Source organism: Limnohabitans sp. Rim28 (assembly GCF_000293865.2).
Classification (GTDB): domain Bacteria; phylum Pseudomonadota; class Gammaproteobacteria; order Burkholderiales; family Burkholderiaceae_C; genus Limnohabitans_A.
The window spans coordinates 22,384-39,227 of record NZ_ALKN02000016.1 but is presented as its reverse complement, the minus strand read 5'-3'; the positions used below and the strand labels follow the sequence as shown (position 1 = coordinate 39,227).

Annotated in this window: 14 protein-coding genes; 6 read left to right on the top strand and 8 right to left on the bottom strand. The window is 60.8% G+C overall.

Annotated elements, in window-relative coordinates; genetic code table 11:
* Positions 1–75 precede the first annotated feature (75 nt).
* The gene (locus tag B472_RS15040; RefSeq protein WP_019426050.1) at positions 76–1,272 is read left to right on the top strand and encodes a pyridoxal phosphate-dependent aminotransferase; all 1,197 of its coding nucleotides are present in this window, start codon (positions 76–78) and stop codon (positions 1,270–1,272) included.
* Positions 1,273–1,372: 100 nt separating this feature from the next.
* Complete coding sequence (locus B472_RS15035; protein WP_019426049.1) at positions 1,373–2,572, top strand: ABC transporter substrate-binding protein; 1,200 nt, start codon at positions 1,373–1,375, stop codon at positions 2,570–2,572.
* Positions 2,573–2,576: 4 nt separating this feature from the next.
* On the opposite strand, the gene B472_RS15030 is transcribed toward B472_RS15035, so the two are convergent.
* The 3 genes from B472_RS15030 to B472_RS15020 form a co-directional block, all read right to left on the bottom strand.
* The gene (locus tag B472_RS15030; protein WP_040505825.1) at positions 2,577–4,190 is read right to left on the bottom strand and encodes an FMN-binding glutamate synthase family protein; all 1,614 of its coding nucleotides are present in this window, start codon (positions 4,188–4,190) and stop codon (positions 2,577–2,579) included.
* A 76-nt stretch (positions 4,191–4,266) separates the two neighbouring features.
* Positions 4,267–5,439 carry an FAD-dependent 5-carboxymethylaminomethyl-2-thiouridine(34) oxidoreductase MnmC gene (mnmC, locus tag B472_RS15025; RefSeq protein WP_019426047.1) on the bottom strand — a complete coding sequence of 391 codons (1,173 nt, stop codon included), beginning with the start codon at positions 5,437–5,439 and terminating at the stop codon, positions 4,267–4,269.
* A gap of 36 nt (positions 5,440–5,475) precedes the next feature.
* Positions 5,476–5,751 carry an oxidative damage protection protein gene (locus B472_RS15020; protein ID WP_019426046.1) on the bottom strand — a complete coding sequence of 92 codons (276 nt, stop codon included), beginning with the start codon at positions 5,749–5,751 and terminating at the stop codon, positions 5,476–5,478.
* A gap of 200 nt (positions 5,752–5,951) precedes the next feature.
* Between B472_RS15020 and B472_RS15015 the strand changes: the two genes are divergently transcribed.
* A complete protein-coding gene (locus B472_RS15015) occupies positions 5,952–6,728 on the top strand; it encodes a ferredoxin--NADP reductase (RefSeq protein ID WP_019426045.1) in 777 nt (258 codons plus the stop codon).
* 85 nt (positions 6,729–6,813) lie between these two features.
* The gene (locus tag B472_RS15010) at positions 6,814–7,311 is read left to right on the top strand and encodes a disulfide bond formation protein B (protein ID WP_026039370.1); all 498 of its coding nucleotides are present in this window, start codon (positions 6,814–6,816) and stop codon (positions 7,309–7,311) included.
* 3 nt (positions 7,312–7,314) lie between these two features.
* Here B472_RS15010 and argA read toward each other — a convergent pair whose 3' ends face one another.
* Genes argA through B472_RS14995 form a run of 3 tightly spaced genes read right to left on the bottom strand, consistent with a single transcriptional unit; the run spans position 7,315 to position 9,374 of the window.
* Entirely contained in the window at positions 7,315–8,661 is a 1,347-nt protein-coding gene (argA, locus tag B472_RS15005; protein ID WP_019426043.1) for an amino-acid N-acetyltransferase, read from the bottom strand.
* A gap of 12 nt (positions 8,662–8,673) precedes the next feature.
* Positions 8,674–9,111, bottom strand: coding sequence for a TA system VapC family ribonuclease toxin (locus B472_RS15000; RefSeq protein ID WP_019426042.1), 438 nt, complete (start codon positions 9,109–9,111; stop codon positions 8,674–8,676).
* On the bottom strand, positions 9,108–9,374 hold the full coding sequence (locus B472_RS14995) for a ribbon-helix-helix protein, CopG family (protein WP_019426041.1): 267 nt from the start codon (positions 9,372–9,374) through the stop codon (positions 9,108–9,110). The genes B472_RS15000 and B472_RS14995 overlap by 4 nt, the downstream gene beginning before the upstream one ends.
* A 72-nt stretch (positions 9,375–9,446) precedes the next feature.
* Here B472_RS14995 and hrpA point away from each other — a divergent pair, with 72 nt between their 5' ends.
* Positions 9,447–13,553, top strand: coding sequence for an ATP-dependent RNA helicase HrpA (gene hrpA, locus B472_RS14990; RefSeq protein ID WP_040505824.1), 4,107 nt, complete (start codon positions 9,447–9,449; stop codon positions 13,551–13,553).
* A 195-nt stretch (positions 13,554–13,748) separates the two neighbouring features.
* On the opposite strand, the gene B472_RS14985 is transcribed toward hrpA, so the two are convergent.
* Both B472_RS14985 and B472_RS14980 read right to left on the bottom strand, forming a co-directional pair.
* On the bottom strand, positions 13,749–14,069 hold the full coding sequence (locus tag B472_RS14985; RefSeq protein ID WP_238147459.1) for a DNA-binding transcriptional regulator: 321 nt from the start codon (positions 14,067–14,069) through the stop codon (positions 13,749–13,751).
* Positions 14,059–14,340 (bottom strand): BrnT family toxin, encoded by a 282-nt coding sequence (locus tag B472_RS14980; RefSeq protein WP_019426038.1) that lies wholly within the window; start codon positions 14,338–14,340, stop codon positions 14,059–14,061. Before B472_RS14980 ends, B472_RS14985 begins: the two co-directional genes overlap by 11 nt.
* A gap of 238 nt (positions 14,341–14,578) precedes the next feature.
* On the opposite strand from B472_RS14980, the gene B472_RS14975 reads away from it, so the two are divergent.
* The gene (locus tag B472_RS14975) at positions 14,579–16,789 is read left to right on the top strand and encodes an OsmC domain/YcaO domain-containing protein (protein WP_019426037.1); all 2,211 of its coding nucleotides are present in this window, start codon (positions 14,579–14,581) and stop codon (positions 16,787–16,789) included.
* The last annotated feature ends 55 nt before the right edge of the window (positions 16,790–16,844 follow it).

The following is a 16,844-nucleotide window of genomic DNA, read 5'->3' as shown; positions in this document are numbered from 1 at the left end:
TCACCTGCCTCATCCAGGTGAAATCTTGTGCAAGAGGTGACGCGTTGAGAACGCGTCAAGCATTAGGATGCTGGCATGAACAAAAACACCGCCCCTTTCATGCGCCAGGCCGTCATGGATCTGGAAGAATCCCGCATCCGTGAAGTTGCCAACGCGGGCATGGGCCGCCCCGATGTGTTGGCCTTTTGGTTTGGCGAGTCTGATGAAGTGACGCCCGACATCGTGCGCCAAGCCGCCATCGATTCGCTGCAAAAGGGCGAGACTTTTTATTCACACAACCTGGGCCTGCCCGAGTTGCGTCAGGCGGTGTCCGCTTACATGTCGGCCCTGCATGGCCCTGTTGGGGTGGACCGTTTGGCCATCACCTCGGGCGGCGTGAATGCGCTGATGCTGGCCGCGCAAGCCCTGATCGACGCGGGCGACGAAGTGCTTGCCGTGACACCCGTGTGGCCCAACCTCACGGCGCAGGCCTTGGTGATGGGCGCTCGTTTGAAATGCGTGTCGCTGCGCCCGGTGAACGGTCAGTGGCAGCTCGACATGGCGGCCCTCAAAGCCACCATCACACCCGCCACGCGGATGCTGATCGTCAATTCGCCCAACAACCCCACGGGCTGGACACTCAGCCGCGCCGAGCAGGCCGAGATCTTGGCGCACTGCCGCAGCACCGGCACCTGGGTGCTGGCCGACGAGGTGTACGAGCGCCTCTATTACGAAACCGACACCGCCAACGGCTGCGCCCCGTCGTTTTTGGATGTGGCCGAACCCGATGACCGCCTGGTGGTGGTGCACAGCTTTTCCAAGAGCTTTTTGATGACCGGCTGGCGCTTGGGTTGGCTGGTCATGCCCGCCGCCATGACGCCGCACATGGGCAAGCTGATCGAGTTCAACACCTCTTGTGCTTCGGTGTTCACTCAAAAGGCAGGGGTGGTGGCTTTGCAAAACACCGCCGACATCACACCCCGCGTGGTGGCCCACCTCAAAGCCTGCCGCGACACCCTGGTGCCCTTGCTGCAAGCGGTGCCGGGGGTGCAAGTGGCCCCCGCCAAAGGCGGCATGTACGCGTTTTTCAAACTCGACGGGCATCCCGATGCGGTTGTCACGGCCAAACGCCTGGTGGCCGAAGCCGGGCTGGGCCTGGCCCCCGGCGAGGCCTTTGCGCCCGAAGCCGCAGGTTGGCTGCGCTGGTGCTTCGCGTCCAAAGACTTGGCGCGTTTGCAGCAGGGTGTGGAGCGCTTGGCGACTTGGTTGGCCAAGCATCAAGCCATCCGATAAAGGGGCCATGGTCCAACATGGGGGCTTATGTCCCCCAAGCGACAAGTTTTTGGGGCGCTGGTACAGTCACCTCTTTTGCTTTTCAGCCTTGGAAACCCCCATGAATCGCCTCATTGCCGTCGGTTTGTTGTTCGCCGCCGCTGCTGCGCCCGTTGTGGCCCAAACACCCATCAAGATTGGTGAAATCAACAGTTACTCGTCCATGCCCCAGTTCACCCAGCCCTATCGGCAAGGCTGGCAGCTGGCGGTCGAGGAAATCAACGCGCAGGGCGGCTTGTTGGGTCGCAAGGTCGAAGTGATCGCCCGTGACGATGCCGGCAAACCCGACGAAGCCTTGCGTCACGCGATCGAGCTCACGTCCAAGGAAAAAGTGGACATTTTGGCGGGTGGCTTTTTGTCAAATGTGGGTTTGGCCTTGGCCGACCATGCGGTCAAAAACAAGCGCTTGTTCATCGCCAGCGAGCCTTTGACCGATGCCATCGTTTGGGAAAAAGGCAACCGCTACACCTTTCGCCTGAGGGCCAGCACCTACATGCAAGCGTCCATGTTGGTCGAGGAAGCGGCCAAGATGCCCGCCAAGCGTTGGGCCACGATCGCGCCCAATTACGAGTATGGCCAAAGCTCGGTGGCCAGCTTCAAGGAGCTGCTCAAAGCCAAGCGCCCTGACGTCGAGTTTGTGAGCGAGCAATGGCCAGCGCTGGGCAAGATCGACGCGGGCAGCACCTTGACCGCCACCATGGCCGCCAAGCCCGATGCGGTTTTCAACGTGACCTTTGGCGCCGACTTGGCCAAACTGGTGCGCGAAGGCAACCAGCGCAACATCTTCCCCAAGACACCCGTGGTGTCCATGCTGTCGGGCGAGCCCGAGTACCTGGAAGTGCTGAAAGACGAAACCCCCAAAGGCTGGATCGTGACCGGCTACCCTTGGGACCAAATTGACAGCCGGGAACACGCCAGCTTTGCGGCCAACTACTACCGCAAGTTTGGCGAAAACCCCAAACTCGGCTCGGTGGTGGGCTACGCCACCATGCAGTCCATTTTTGCAGGCATCAAAAAAGCGGGCAGCGTGGACAACGAAAAATTGGTCATCGCCATGCGGGGCCTGAAGTTCAGCACACCGTTTGGACCGGCTGAATTCCGCGCGATTGACCAGCAGTCCACCATGGGGGCTTATGTGGGCAAGCTCGATTTGCGGGGTGGCAAGGGCACCATGGTGCAGTGGCGTTATGCCGATGGCAAAAACCACTTGCCCACAGACGCTTACGTGCGTTCGCGCCGACCTGCTGAAGCCATGAAGTAAATCCTCAGGCGGGAGACACGCCCCAGTGATGGGCTGAACTGCTGGGCCAAAACTCGGCGAAAAGGTTGGGCAATGTGTCGGCTGCGTTGTCGGTGTTTTCGGACGACAACAACGCGCCGGCCTCCAGCGTCTCAATGCTGGCAGCCAGCGATTTCGCGTTGCCATGGGCGTGTCGCACCATCAGGTGGTGCGGCGTGATGTCGCCGGGTCGTTTTAAACCCGCAGCGCCCACCAAGTCTGCCAGCGCATGCAGCGTGTTGGCGTGGAAATAAAACACCCGTTCTGCCTTGTCTGTCACCACGATGGCGCGTTGGCGCACCGGGTCTTGCGTGGCGACGCCCGTGGGGCAGTGGTCGGTATGGCAGCTGCGTGATTGGATGCAGCCCAGCGCAAACATGAAGCCCCGCGCCGAATTGCACCAATCGGCCCCCAGCGCCAAGCAGCGTGCGATGTCAAAGGCCGAGATCACTTTGCCCGAAGCACCAATCTTGATGCGCTCCCTCAGACCCGCGCCCACCAAACTGTTGTGCACCAAGCGCAGGCCGTCGCGCAGCGGCATGCCCACATGGTCGGCAAACTCAATGGGGGCCGCGCCGGTGCCGCCTTCAGCCCCATCGACCACAACGAAGTCGGGTGTTTGGCCCGTGGCCAGCATGGCTTTGACGATGGAAAACCATTCAGCCGGGTGGCCCACGCAGAGCTTGATGCCCACCGGCTTGCCGCCAGACAACTGGCGCAATTGGGTCACGAAATTCAACAGTTCGATGGGGGTGGAGAAGGCCGAGTGGCGGGCCGGCGAGACGCAGTCTTGGCCCATGGGCACACCTCGGGCCTCTGCAATCTCTGGGCTCACTTTGGCCTTGGGCAGCACGCCGCCGTGGCCGGGCTTGGCCCCTTGAGACAGCTTGACTTCGATCATCTTGACCTGCGGCGATTGGGCCTGCTGCACAAAGCGATCGGGGTCAAAGTGGCCGTCGGGCGTGCGACATCCAAAGTAACCCGAAGCGATTTGCCAGATCAGGTCACCGCCGTGTTCGCGGTGGTGGCGAGAGATGCTGCCTTCGCCCGTGTCGTGGGCAAAGCCGCCCAAGGCGGCGCCCCGGTTCAAGGCTTTCACGGCGTTGGGCGATAAAGCCCCAAAGCTCATGCCCGAGATGTTGAACAGTGACAAATCGTAGGCTTGCGTACATTGGCCTTCGCCCACCCTCACCCTGAATGTGGCCGGGTCGGGTTGCAGGGGTTGCAAAGAATGGGCAATCCACTCGGTGCCTGGGCTGTACATGTCTTTGATGCTGCCAAAACCGCGTTTGTCATTTTCGACTTTGGAGCGGGCGTACACCATGGCCCTTTGGTTGCGCGAAAACGGGAGCTTTTCCTCATCGTTTTCCAAAAAATACTGTCGCAACTCGGGCCGGATGTATTCCAGTGCGTAACGCAGGCGACCTGTGAGGGGATAGTTGCGGCGCACGGCCTGTTTGGTTTGCCTGAAGTCCAGCCAGCCCAAAACAAACAACACGGCGAAGGCTGCGCTGGCCCAAGGCGATAAGGGCCAAGCCACCAAGGCCAGTGGGGCTGTCATTAGCCATGGCAAATAGCGAGACAGGGATTGACGGGCCATGAGCGGCTCTCCTGGTTGAAACCATCACCTCAACGGGTGTTGGAAAGGCTCATCCTAGTTGTTTTTGATGATTTTGTTAAATTTTTGAGGTCGCGTAGCGCTGCGCTGCCAAATGTTTGACCAAAGCCGGTGGCAATGGCAAGGGTTCGTGGCTCATCCACGTGGCCGTGAGCTCGCCGCAGAGCACGGCCAAGCTGATGCCGCGCGCACCCATGCCAGCGCTGATCCAAAGGCCCGGCAGACGCAGGGGGTCAATCGGCCCTACCGCAGGCAGGCGGTTGGGCAAGGTGCAGCGCAGACCGGCCCATCCCATCACACGATTCGGCCCGAATTGCCCGGACATGGCTTGGCCCAAGTCGGGCAGCAGGGTGGCCAAACGCACTTGGTTGGCGGCGTGGTCTTCGGTGCGAACAGGGGCTTGCTCACAGTTGCGCTCAAAGGTTGACCCGATGTACCAGCCCAGCGGGCCTTCCGGCGTGGGGACACCGCTGATGAAGCTGCCGTGACCGTTGACCGGAAAAGGCGGTAATGCAGGTGAGGGCTGGGCGCCCAAGTCGGTCTTTAAATCGGACATCAGCCCGTAACTGACCTGTCCTCGCAAGGGGTTGAGGGGCACCGCAAAGCCAGGCAGGGGCCGCAGCAAAGCCAAACTGTCAAAGGCGCTGGCCACCACCAAAAAACGGGATTGGGCCAGCGTTCGGCCTTGGGCATCGGTCACGGACCACAGTTCGGCTTGGCGTTCGATGGCGTGCACATCTTGGTCCCATCGCACATGCACACCTGGCGTTTGCAGTTGCGCCGCCACGAGTTGTCGGGGCCGAATCCAACCCGCATGGCTGTGCCAAAGCGCGGGAGTCCCCGCAGGTAAGCCTGCGGCAGCAATTTGGGCTGCGCTGGCCGGGCTGCTATGTAGATCAGAAGCGTCGGCAGGCAAGCGGCGTTTGCCCGCCATGTTGTGCTCTAGAACACCCGTCAAGTCCCAGTCGGTGCCCGTGTTCAGCAGTGCTTGGGCGCGGTGCAATGTGGCCTCAACACCCGCACGCGTGATGCGTGACAGCACATGGTCATCGGGCGAGACGTGGGGCGCAGCCAAGCCAACGGGCAAGCCCGAAGCGCCTGCGCCAGGGCTTGAGGCCCGGTCGAGCACCGTGACCGCCCAGCCCCGCTGGGCCAAGCTGAAGGCCACCGCAGACCCCGACAAGCCCGCACCGACGACCAGTGCCCGGCGAAGGTCGGCGGGGCGGCTCAAAACTTCAGGGAAAAATGAGGAAGGACCGGCAAGCGGTCAGCTGGCAGCAGGCGGCACGTAACCTTGGGCCGCATCGGCTCCATCGCCGAAAAAGTGGTTTTCCATCTGGCGCGCAAGATACTGGCGAGCACGCAGATCGGCCAGGTTCAGGCGGTTTTCGTTCACCAGCATGGTCTGGTGCTTGAGCCAATCGCCCCAGGCTTGCTTGCTCACGCCCTCCCAAATGCGCTTGCCCAAATCGCCGGGGTAGGGCGGAAAATCCAGACCCTCTGCTTCTTTGCCGAGTTTGATGCATTGAACGGTGCGTGCCATGGTGGTCTCTTGCCTTGATGTATCTTAAGAAGCGCTGGTTATACGGATATAGAATTTCCATATTTCCAGTTGGGAGCGGTTCACACGACAATCCGGCTTCATTCCGATGTCGCGTGGCCTGACAGGCCGTAACTGTAGCAAGCTTTCAGCATCCCCCCAGAGCTTTGGGTCTCTTGTCTCCCAACACACAGCAATACCAAATGAGTGCATTTCTTGAAGAACGTGTTTTGAGCGTCCACCACTGGACCGACCGCCTGTTCAGTTTCACCACCACCCGCGACCAGGCCCTGCGCTTTTCGAATGGCCACTTCACCATGATTGGGCTGCGCGGCGACAACGGCAAACCCCTGCTGCGTGCCTACTCCATTGCCAGTGCCAACTACGAAGAACACTTGGAGTTCTTGAGCATCAAAGTGCCCGACGGTCCGCTGACCTCCAGGCTGCAGCACATTCAGGTGGGCGACACCATCATCGTGGGCCGCAAACCCACGGGCACCTTGTTGTGCGACTACCTGCTGCCTGGCAAAAACCTGTACCTGATGGGCACCGGCACCGGCTTGGCCCCGTTCATGAGCATCATCCGCGACCCTGAAACCTATGAGCGCTTTGAAAAAGTGATCCTGGTGCACGGCGTGCGCCAGGTCAATGAGCTGGCCTACCACGACTACATCACCCAAGAGCTGCCCGCGCATGAGTTCTTGGGCGAGATGGTCAGCCAGCAGCTGCTGTACTACCCCACCGTCACGCGTGAGCCTTACAAAAATCAGGGCCGCGTGACCGAGCTGATGGAAAACGGCAAGTTGTTTGCCGACCTGGGACTGCCCACGCTCAACCCCGAAACCGACCGCGTGATGATTTGCGGCTCGCCCGAAATGCTGAAAGACCTCAAGCGCATTTGCGAAGAGCGCGGCTTGAAAGAGGGCAACACCAGCACGCCCGGCGCTTTCGTCATCGAGCGGGCGTTTGCGGAATCCTGAGGCCCTTGGGGCTTTGTCCTTCAGCGCGCCAACCGATCCATGAACACGGGGGCAAAATGCCCCCGTTGTCTTTCAACGAGCACCCATGAACCTCCCTTTTGTTTCCCCCCAGCGCTGGATGTTGCTGATCGCTTTGTCAGGCATCGGCATGCTGGTGTTTGGCCTGTATTTGCAGCATCTGGTCGGGCTGAATCCATGCCCCATGTGCATCGTGCAGCGCTACGCCCTGATCGGTGTGGTGGTGTTCGCCTTGGTCGGCTGGCGTTTGCGCAGCCAAGGCTTGACCGCATCCGGCCTGCTTTTGACGCTGGCTGCGGGCTTTGGCGCCTTCACCGCCGCTCGCCAAAGCTGGCTGCAGTGGTACCCGCCCGAGGTGGTCAACTGCGGGCGAGACTTTTACGGCATGGTCGAAAACTTTCCCCTCAACCGTGCCATTCCCATGATCTTCAAAGGCAGCGGTGACTGCAGCAAGATCGACTGGACCTTTTTGGGCGGCTCCATCGCCAACTGGTCGTTTGTGGCTTTTGTCGTGTTCGCCCTCATGGGCTTGACCATCGCTGTGCAGGCTTGGCGCAGCCGCTGAAGCTCAAAGCTTCTTGACCAGCACCTGGCTCTTGCGGTCCCAGTTGTATTTGCGTTTGCGCGCTTCGGGCAGCCAGTCGGGGTCTTGTTGCACAAAGCCGCGTTTGATGAACCAGTGCATGGTGCGGGTGGTCAGCACAAAAATGCTTTTGACCCCCATGGCGCGAGCGCGTTGCTCAATGCGCTTCAAAACCTTTTCGCCATCGCCCTGACCTTGTGACTGGGGTGACACGGTGAGTGCCGCCATCTCGGCCGTTTTGGCCTCGGGGTAGGGGTAAAGGGCCGCGCAGGCAAAGATCACGCCATCGTGGTCGATGATGGTGTAGTGGTCAATGTCGCGCTCGATTTCGGTGCGGTCGCGCTTGACCAAGGTGCCGTCCTTCTCAAACGGCTCGATCAGTTGCAAGATGCCGCCCACATCATCAGCGGTGGCCTCGCGCAGTTCTTCCAGTTTTTCATCGATCACCATGGTGCCGATGCCGTCGTGCACATACACCTCCAGCAACAAAGCGCCGTCCACCGCAAAGGGCAGGATGTGCGAACGCTCCACGCCTTCTTCGCACGCCTTCACGCAGTGCTGCAAATAAAAACCGATGTCGGTCGGCTCGGTCGGCTGGGGCAGCGAGGCCAGCAACTGTTTGGCAGCAGCCAGCGGCAGTTCGGTGTCAATGGGGTTGTCGTCGCTGGCGGGGGCGTGTGGCTCAATGCGAATGCCCGGCACTTCGGTCACAAAAATCAGCTTGTCGGCCTGCAACTCTGTGGCCACGCTGGTGGCCACCTCTTCCATCGCCAAATTGAAGGCCTCGCCCGTGGGAGAAAAACCAAATGGCGACAGCAGCACCATCGCGCCCATGTCCAGTGTGCGCATGATGCCGTCCACGTCCACCTTGCGCACCAGGCCCGAGTGGATGAAATCCACGCCATCCACAATGCCCACAGGCCGGGCGGTGATGAAGTTGCCCGACAACACCCGCACGGTGGAGCCTGCCATGGGTGTGTTGGGCAGGCCTTGGCTGAAGGCTGCTTCAATTTCGTAGCGCAGCTGGCCTGCTGCCTCTTGGGCGCAGTCCAAAGCCACGCTGTCGGTGATGCGGATGCCGTGCGAGTATTTGGGCGTGTGGCCCTTGGCGGCCAGTTGCTCATTGACCTGTGGGCGAAAGCCGTGCACCAGCACGATCTTCACGCCCATGCTCTGGATCAGCGCCAAATCCTGCGCCAGGTTTTGCAGCTTGCCTGCCGCAATGGCCTCGCCCGCGATGCCCACCACAAAGGTCTTGCCCCGGTGCATGTGGATGTAGGGCGCCACCGAGCGAAACCAGGGCACGAAGGTGAAGTTGAAGACTGTGGACATGGGCTTGAGGTTTCAGGGCTTGAGCAATAGAAGCTGGGCAGTAGGCAGCAATTGGGAAAAATCCCGATCGAATGTGCAGAGTGTCTCACCGGATTGCATCACCGTCGCGGCGATCCATGCATCGGTGATCAAGTTGCCTGTAGCTTGTTGTGCCAGACACACTTGCCGCAGATGGGGCCAGGTGGCGCCCTGTGGCTGAAATTGCACGCCGGGGCAACTGAGCAGGCTGTCGATGAAGTCGCTCACATCCTGCAAAGGATCAGTTTCCCGAAAAATTTTGGGGTGGGTGGTGATGCGTAAAAAGCCGGTCACGACTGTGCCCAGCAGCATCAGGCTGACGCGTCCGTTGGCGGCTTGAATCACTGCATCGTCCAGCCAGGCGCGGGCACTCCGATGGTGGGGGTGGTCGGGCCGAAACGCCGCCACCAACACATTCACGTCAGGGGTCATGACAGATGATGGATGTCCATGCCCGCGTCCATCGCGTCGTACAGGGATCGGTTGCTGCTGGGGTCAATGCCCTGCTTTAGACCACCACGGGCTTTGGAAACGGGCAGTTTGGGAATCACCACTGGGGCGGCAGGCATGTCTTGCCGCACATAGGCAGCGAGCATCTCGCGCACCTTCGCGCTCAAGGATGTGCCTTCTTGAATGGCCTTGATGCGGGCTTGTTTGACGAGGTTTTCGTCGAGGGAAATGGTCAGGTTGGTCATCGAAAACTTCCAGTGTCAAAGTCACGTAAACCAGTGTAGCACGTGAATGTGTGTCATGGGATAATCCAGCCCGTGACCGAGTCTGCAAACCTATCCCCCCTCCAAATCGACTTCCCCGAAGGCCTGCCCGTCTCGGCCCGCCGTGATGAAATCATGGCCGCCATGGACCAGCACCAGGTCATCATCGTCTGCGGCGAAACCGGCTCGGGCAAGACCACGCAGCTGCCCAAAATTGCGCTGGCCATGGGGCGCGGTCAGCGCCCCATTCCTGGTTCTGGCGCGGCAAGAGGCAACGCCAAGCCCGGTGAGCGGGCGCGGATGATCGGCCACACCCAGCCCAGGCGCATTGCGGCCAGCTCGGTGGCCAAGCGCATTGCCGAAGAACTCAAAACGCCCTTGGGCGAGGTGGTGGGTTTCAAGGTCCGGTTCCAAGACCGTTTGAGCAAAAACGCGTCCGTCAAGCTCATGACCGACGGCATTTTGCTGGCCGAAACCCAAACCGACCCGCTGCTGCAAGCGTATGACACCATCATCATCGACGAGGCACACGAACGCAGCCTGAACATCGACTTTTTGCTGGGCTACCTGCGCCAAATCTTGCCGCGCCGCCCGGACCTCAAGATCGTCGTCACCTCGGCCACGATCGACGCCGACCGCTTTGCCAAGCACTTTGCCTCGCGCAACGGACCGGCCCCGGTCATCATGGTCTCGGGCCGCACCTTCCCGGTGGAGCAGCGTTACCGCCCGTTTGAAGAGACGCGTGACTATGGCCTGAACGAGGCCATGGCCGACGGCGTGGACGAACTTTGGCAAGGTGGGGCAGGGGGCGATATCCTGATCTTTTTGCCGGGCGAGCGCGAGATTCGCGAAGCCGCCGACCACCTGCGCAAGCACCTGGCGCACCAGCCACTGACCCGCAACGCCGAAGTGCTGCCCCTGTTTGCCCGCCTGTCGCAGGCCGAGCAAGACCAGATTTTTGAGGCGTCCAACGGCCGCCGCATCGTGCTGGCCACCAACGTGGCAGAAACCTCGCTCACCGTGCCCGGCATCCGTTACGTGATCGACGCCGGCACCGCCCGCGTCAAGCGCTACAGCCTGCGCAGCAAGGTCGAGCAGCTCATGGTCGAGCCCATCAGCCAGGCCGCAGCCAACCAGCGTGCGGGCCGCTGCGGCCGCGTGGCCAACGGCATCTGCATCCGCCTGTACGACGACAAAGACTTTGCAGGTCGCCCGCGCTTCACCGACCCGGAAATCCTGCGTTCGTCCTTGGCTGGCGTGATCTTGCGCATGAAGAGCCTGCACCTGGGGGTGGTGGAAGACTTCCCCTTCATCGAAGCACCGTCCAAACGGGCGATCACCGACGGCTACCAGCTGCTGGCCGAGCTGGGTGCGGTCGATGACGACAACGAACTCACGCCCATTGGCAAAGAGCTCGCCCGCTTGCCGCTCGACCCGCGCGTGGGGCGCATGATTTTGGAAGCGAGACACCGCAACGCCCTCGATGAAGTGCTGGTGATCGCCAGCGCCATGAGCGTCCAAGACGTGCGCGACCGCCCCATGGATGCCCAGGCCCAGGCCGACCAGCAACACGCTAAGTTCGACGACGACAAGAGCGAGTTCACCGGCTACCTGAAACTCTGGAAATGGATCCACGATGCCCGAGGTGGTGAGCGGCACAACAAATCAAGCGCAACGGTTGCCAGGAAATCGGGGTCGGATCCCGATTTCGCGAAGCGAAACTCGGGCTCTGACCCCGATTTCCGAAACAATCGGGATCTGACCCCGATTATGACCCCGATTAACGCCACGGCCACCCACAAACTCAGCAACCGCCAATACGAGCAACTGCTGCGCCAGAATTTCATCAACGTCCGGCGTGTGCGTGAGTGGCGCGACACGCACACCCAGCTGCTCACAGTGGTGGCCGAGCACCAATGGCGCATCAACACCCAGCCCGCGAGCTACGAGCAGCTGCACCTGTCCATGCTGGCGGGCCTGCTGGGCAACGTGGGTTACAAGCTGGAAGACGAAGAAGCCTATCTGGGCGCGCGCGGCATCAAGTTCCACAAACACCCCGGCGCGCACCTGTCCAAAAAGCCGGGCCGCTGGATCGTGGTGGCCGAGCTGGTGGAAACCACGCGCCTGTTTGGGCGGGGCATTGCCGCCATCGAGCCGCAGTGGCTGGAGCAGGTGGGCGCCCATTTGCTCAAGAAACAACTGCTCGACCCGCATTGGGAAAAGAAATCGGCCGAAGTGGTGGCGCTGGAGCGGGCCACTTTGTATGGCCTGGTGGTCTACAGCGGCCGCCGCACGCCCTACAGCCGGGTGGACCTGCACGGCGCACGCGAGATTTTCATCCGTGAAGCGCTGGTGGGCAACCAGTGGGAAACCCCGCTGCCGTTCTTGGCCGCCAACCACAAGATGATCGCCAAGGTCGAAGAGCTGGAGCACAAGTCGCGCCGCCAAGACGTGTTGGTGGACGATGAGCTGATCTACGCTTTTTACGACCAGCAATTGCCCGCCGATGTGTGCAGTGGCCGCCTGCTGGAAAACTGGTACCGCAATGAGAGCGCCAAGCAGCCGCGCTTGTTGCTGCTGACCCGCGAAGAGCTGATGCGCCACGAAGCCGCAGGGATCACCACGCAGGCCTTTCCCAAACAGATCCGCTTGGGCGGCACCGACTGCCAGGCCACTTATCTGCACGAGCCGGGCGACGCCCGCGACGGCGTCACGGTGACTGTGCCTTTGTTTGTGCTGAACCAGGTGAGCGAAGACCGCTGCGAATGGCTGGTGCCCGGTCTGCTCAAAGACAAGATCCAGGCCTTGCTCAAAAGCTTGCCGCAGCGCCCACGCAGCCGCTTTGTGCCTTTGCCCGAATCGGCCACGCGCTTGGCCGCCGAGCTGTCGGTGCCCGAGTTGTTTGGTGCCGGGTCGCTGACCGATGTGCTGCTCAAAAAAGCCCGCGACGAGACCAGCCTGGACATCAAGCGCACCGACTTCAAACACGAGATGCTCAGCCCGCACCTGTTCATGAACCTGCGGGTGGTGGACGAGCACGGGCGCCAGCTGGGCATGGGCCGCAACCTGGGCGCGCTGAAGGGCGAGTTGGGCGCCAAAGCGCGAGGCGCGTTCCAAGCGTTGGCGCAGCTGAAGGTGAATTCTGCGCCTGTGGCAGCTTCGCCAGAAAAATTGGGGTCAGACCCCGATTTGTCGAAGGACCCCAAATCCATGGGGGTCGGATCCCGATTGTCCGAAGGAAATCGGGCTCTGACCCCCATGGATTCCCCGCAGAAACAGAAGTCTCCCAATTCCGAAGTCAAGCCCTTGGCCCCCCAGCGCTACACCGCCTGGACCTTTGGCGAACTGCCCGAGCTGATGGAAATCAGCAAAGGCGGGCAGACCCTGATCGGCTTTCCGGCGCTGGTGGACATGCAAGACGCCGTGACCATCGAGGTGTTTGACGAGCCCGACGTGGCCGCCGCCAAAAACCGCGCCGGCCTGCGCCGCCTGTTTGCGCTGCAAATCAAAGACGCGCTCAAGTACCTCGAGAAAAACATCCCCGACCTGCAAAAAATGGCCGTGGCCTACATGCCGCTGGGCACGGCCGATGAGCTGAAAGCGCAGATCATCGACGTGGCGCTGGACCGCGCCTTTTTGCTGGACCCGCTGCCCAACGATGAAATCACCTTCAAGCGCCGCATCGAAGAGGGCAGGGGCCGCCTCACCCTGATTGCCAACGAAGTGGCCCGGCTGGCGGGCACCATCTTGCTGGAGTTTGGCGCGACCACCCGCAAGATCAAAGACACCAAAAACGCCCCGGATGCGACGGCTGACTGCACCCAGCAACTGCAGCGCCTGATGCCCAAAAACTTCATGGCCGCCACCCCGTGGCCGCAGCTGCAGCACTGCGCCCGCTACCTCAAGGCCATCACACTGCGCCTGGACAAATACCGCGCCGACCCCGCCCGCGACGCCCAGCGCCTGGCCGAGCTGAAACCGCAAGAACAACGCTATTGGCGCCTGGTGGCCGAACGCAAAGGCGCCCAAGACGCCCGCATGCTGGAGTTCCGCTGGCTGCTGGAAGAGCTGCGCGTGAGCTTCTTCGCGCAAGAGCTGCGCACCCCGCAGCCGGTCAGCATCAAGCGGCTGGAGAAGGCTTGGGGGCAGTTGAACCATTGAACCGAGTTTGTGATGACGTCCGCCCATGAAAAAGGCACCCGAAGGTGCCTTAGCGTGGATGGTGTTTCGGCTCAAGCCTATGACGGCTACGTCACCTTTTTCACGCCGCGTGCGCGGGCGATGGTGCCCAGCGCGTGGGCCAGCTCGGCGGCTTTGATTTTTGGTGTCATGTTCAATCCAGCTTCATGGCTTGCTTCAGTGCAATGCTGCCAGCGCCGCTTCTGGCGCTTTGTCCAAGACCTTGAGCAAGGCCTTGGCTGCACCTGTGGGGCTGCGTTTGCCTTGTTCCCAGTTGCGTATGGTTTCCAGTGACACATCGATGCGGGTGGCAAATTCTGCCTGGCTGAAGCCCAGGCGGCGGCGCACCCGACGTGCAAACTTGGCCGCGTCTTGCATGGCCAGTGCCTCGTCTTGCACCATTTGCACTGTAATTTGCGCTTCTGTGGTGGCATCGACCTGGGTGGGGTTGATTCGCCCGATGGTTTGCCCAACCATCTTTGCGGGTTCAATCTTCATTCGTGTTGTTTTCATATTGCTTGACCTCTCGGGTGTTGGCTTTTCTGGCGGAGATGATGCGGGTTGCGTTGGCGCGAGGGGTGTAGACCACCACAAAGATGCGTGACTCGATGCGCCCTGTGAGTTGGAATCGTTCTTCACCGTAGCTGTGTCGCTGGTCTGCGCGGATGAGTCGATGGGTGTCAAAGAAGGCTTGGGCTGCATAAGCAAAGTCGAACCCCCGTTCCTGAAAACAGGTTTCGCTTTTGGTTTCATCCCATTCGAATTCCATGGCTGAGTGTAGGCCAATGGCCTATGTTTGGCAATCTGCGATTTTTATGGGGTTGCGTGAACCTTTTGGTTCCTATCCCTAAGCGGCTGCCGAAACTGCACCGCATTCGCAAAATCAGTCATCACTTTGAAGCCGCAGGGATCCGCTGACGTGTCCCGCTCAGGCACACTACACAGCATTTCTCACCTTCCCAGCCGCTTGCCGGTCTCGGGGATGACCCATTCATAGAAACCACCCCATGGAAATCAAAGTCAATTTTCTCGACAAACTGCGCCTAGAGGCCAAGTTTGACGACTTCACCGTGCTGGCCGATCAGCCGATTCGCTACAAAGGCGATGGCTCGGCGCCGGGGCCCTTCGATTACTTTTTGGCCTCATCGGCTTTGTGTGCGGCGTATTTTGTGAAGCTGTATTGCGAAACGCGCGGCATCTCCACCGAGCACATCCGCCTGTCGCAAAACAACATCGTGGACCCCGACAACCGCTACCTGCAGACCATCCAAATTCAGGTGGAGTTGCCCGCTGACATGTCCGACAAAGACCGCTTGGGCATTTTGCGGTCGATTGACCGCTGCACGGTCAAAAAGGCGATCCAAGCGGGTCCGACTTTCATCGTTGAAGCGGTGGACAACCTGGATGCCGACGCGCAGGCCTTGCTCACGCTCAAGCCCGATGCGCAGGCCCAGACCTTGATTGCGGGCAAGGACTTGCCGCTGGAACAGACCATCGCCAATATGACGCAAGTCTTGGCCGATTTGGGCATCAAGATCGAGATCGCGTCGTGGCGCAACCTGGTGCCCAATGTCTGGTCGCTGCACATCCGCGACGCGCATTCGCCCATGTGCTTCACCAACGGCAAGGGATCGAGCAAAGAGAGCGCTTTGGCTTCGGCTTTGGGTGAATACATCGAGCGGCTGAACAACAACCACTTTTACGCGGGTGTGTTTTTTGGCGAAGACATCGCGCAAGCCGACTTTGTGCACGACCCCCGCGAGCGCTGGTTCCAGCCCGGCAAGCGCGACGCGCTGCCCAAAGGCTTGTTGGACGCCCACTGCCTGAAGATTTACAACCCCGACGGCGAACTCAAGGCCTCGCACCTGTTCGACACCAACTCGGGCAACCCCTCGCGCGGCATTTGTGCGCTGCCCTATGTGCGCCAGTCCGACGGTGAGGTGGTGTACTTCCCCTCCAACTTGGTGGAAAACCTGTTCGTGAGCAACGGCATGAGCGCGGGCAACACGCTGGCCGAAGCGCAGGTGCAGTGCCTGTCGGAGATTTTTGAGCGGGCCGTCAAGCGCGAGATCTTAGAAGGCGAAATGGCCTTGCCTGATGTGCCGCAGGCCGTGCTGGCCAAGTACCCCGGCATCGTGGCCGGCATCGAGGCTTTGGAAGCGCAAGGCTTTCCGGTCTTGGTCAAAGACGCGTCGCTCGGCGGTGTGTACCCGGTGATGTGCGTGACCCTGATGAACCCGCGCACCGGCGGTGTGTTCGCGTCGTTTGGCGCGCACCCCCGCTTGGAGGTGGCGCTGGAGCGCAGCCTGACCGAGCTGCTGCAGGGCCGCAGTTTTGAGGGCCTCAACGACTTGCCAGCGCCCACCTTCATCAGCAACGCGGTGACCGAGCCCAACAATTTTGTGGAGCACTTCATCGACTCCAGCGGCATCGTGTCGTGGCGGTTTTTCAGCGCCCAAGCCGACCACGATTTTGTGGAGTGGGACTTTTCTGCGCAGGGAGCAGACGCCACCGCCCAAGAGGCCGCCACGCTGTTCGGCATCTTGCAGGCCATGGGCAAAGAGGTCTATGTGACGGTGCACGACCAACTCGGTGCCACCGCCTGCCGCATCTTGGTGCCGGGCTATTCCGAGGTGTACCCGGTTGACGACCTGATTTGGGACAACACCAACATGGCACTCTTGTTCCGCGCGGATGTGCTCAACCTGCACCGCCTGGGCGATGAGGCGCTGGAGGCTTTGCTGGAGCGCTTGGAGAACAACGAGCTGGACGATTACCTCGACATCGCCACCTTGATCGGCATCGAGTTCGACGACAACACGGTGTGGGGCCAGTTGACGGTGATGGAGCTCAAGCTGCTCATTCACCTGGCTTTGCAGCAGTTTGAAGAAGCCCACGAACGGGTCGGCGCTTTCCTGCAATACAACGACAACACGGTGGAGCGCCGCTTGTTTTACCAAGCCCTGAACGTGGTGCTGGAAGTCACCCTGGACGACGCGCTGGATCTGGATGACTACGTGGTGAATTTCAGGCGCATGTTCGGCAACGAGCGCATGGATGCGGCCATCGGCTCGGTGGCGGGCAGCGTGCGCTTTCATGGCCTCACGCCCACCAGCTTGCAGCTGGAGGGTCTGGACCGGCACCAGCGCTTGCTCGACAGCTACAAAAAACTGCATGCGGCGCGGGCGCTTGTGGCAGCCAAACAGCCATCGGTTTAAACCACGCAAGCTCTTGCGTTTGCCCCATCAAAACGGCGCCTTTCGGCGCCGTTTT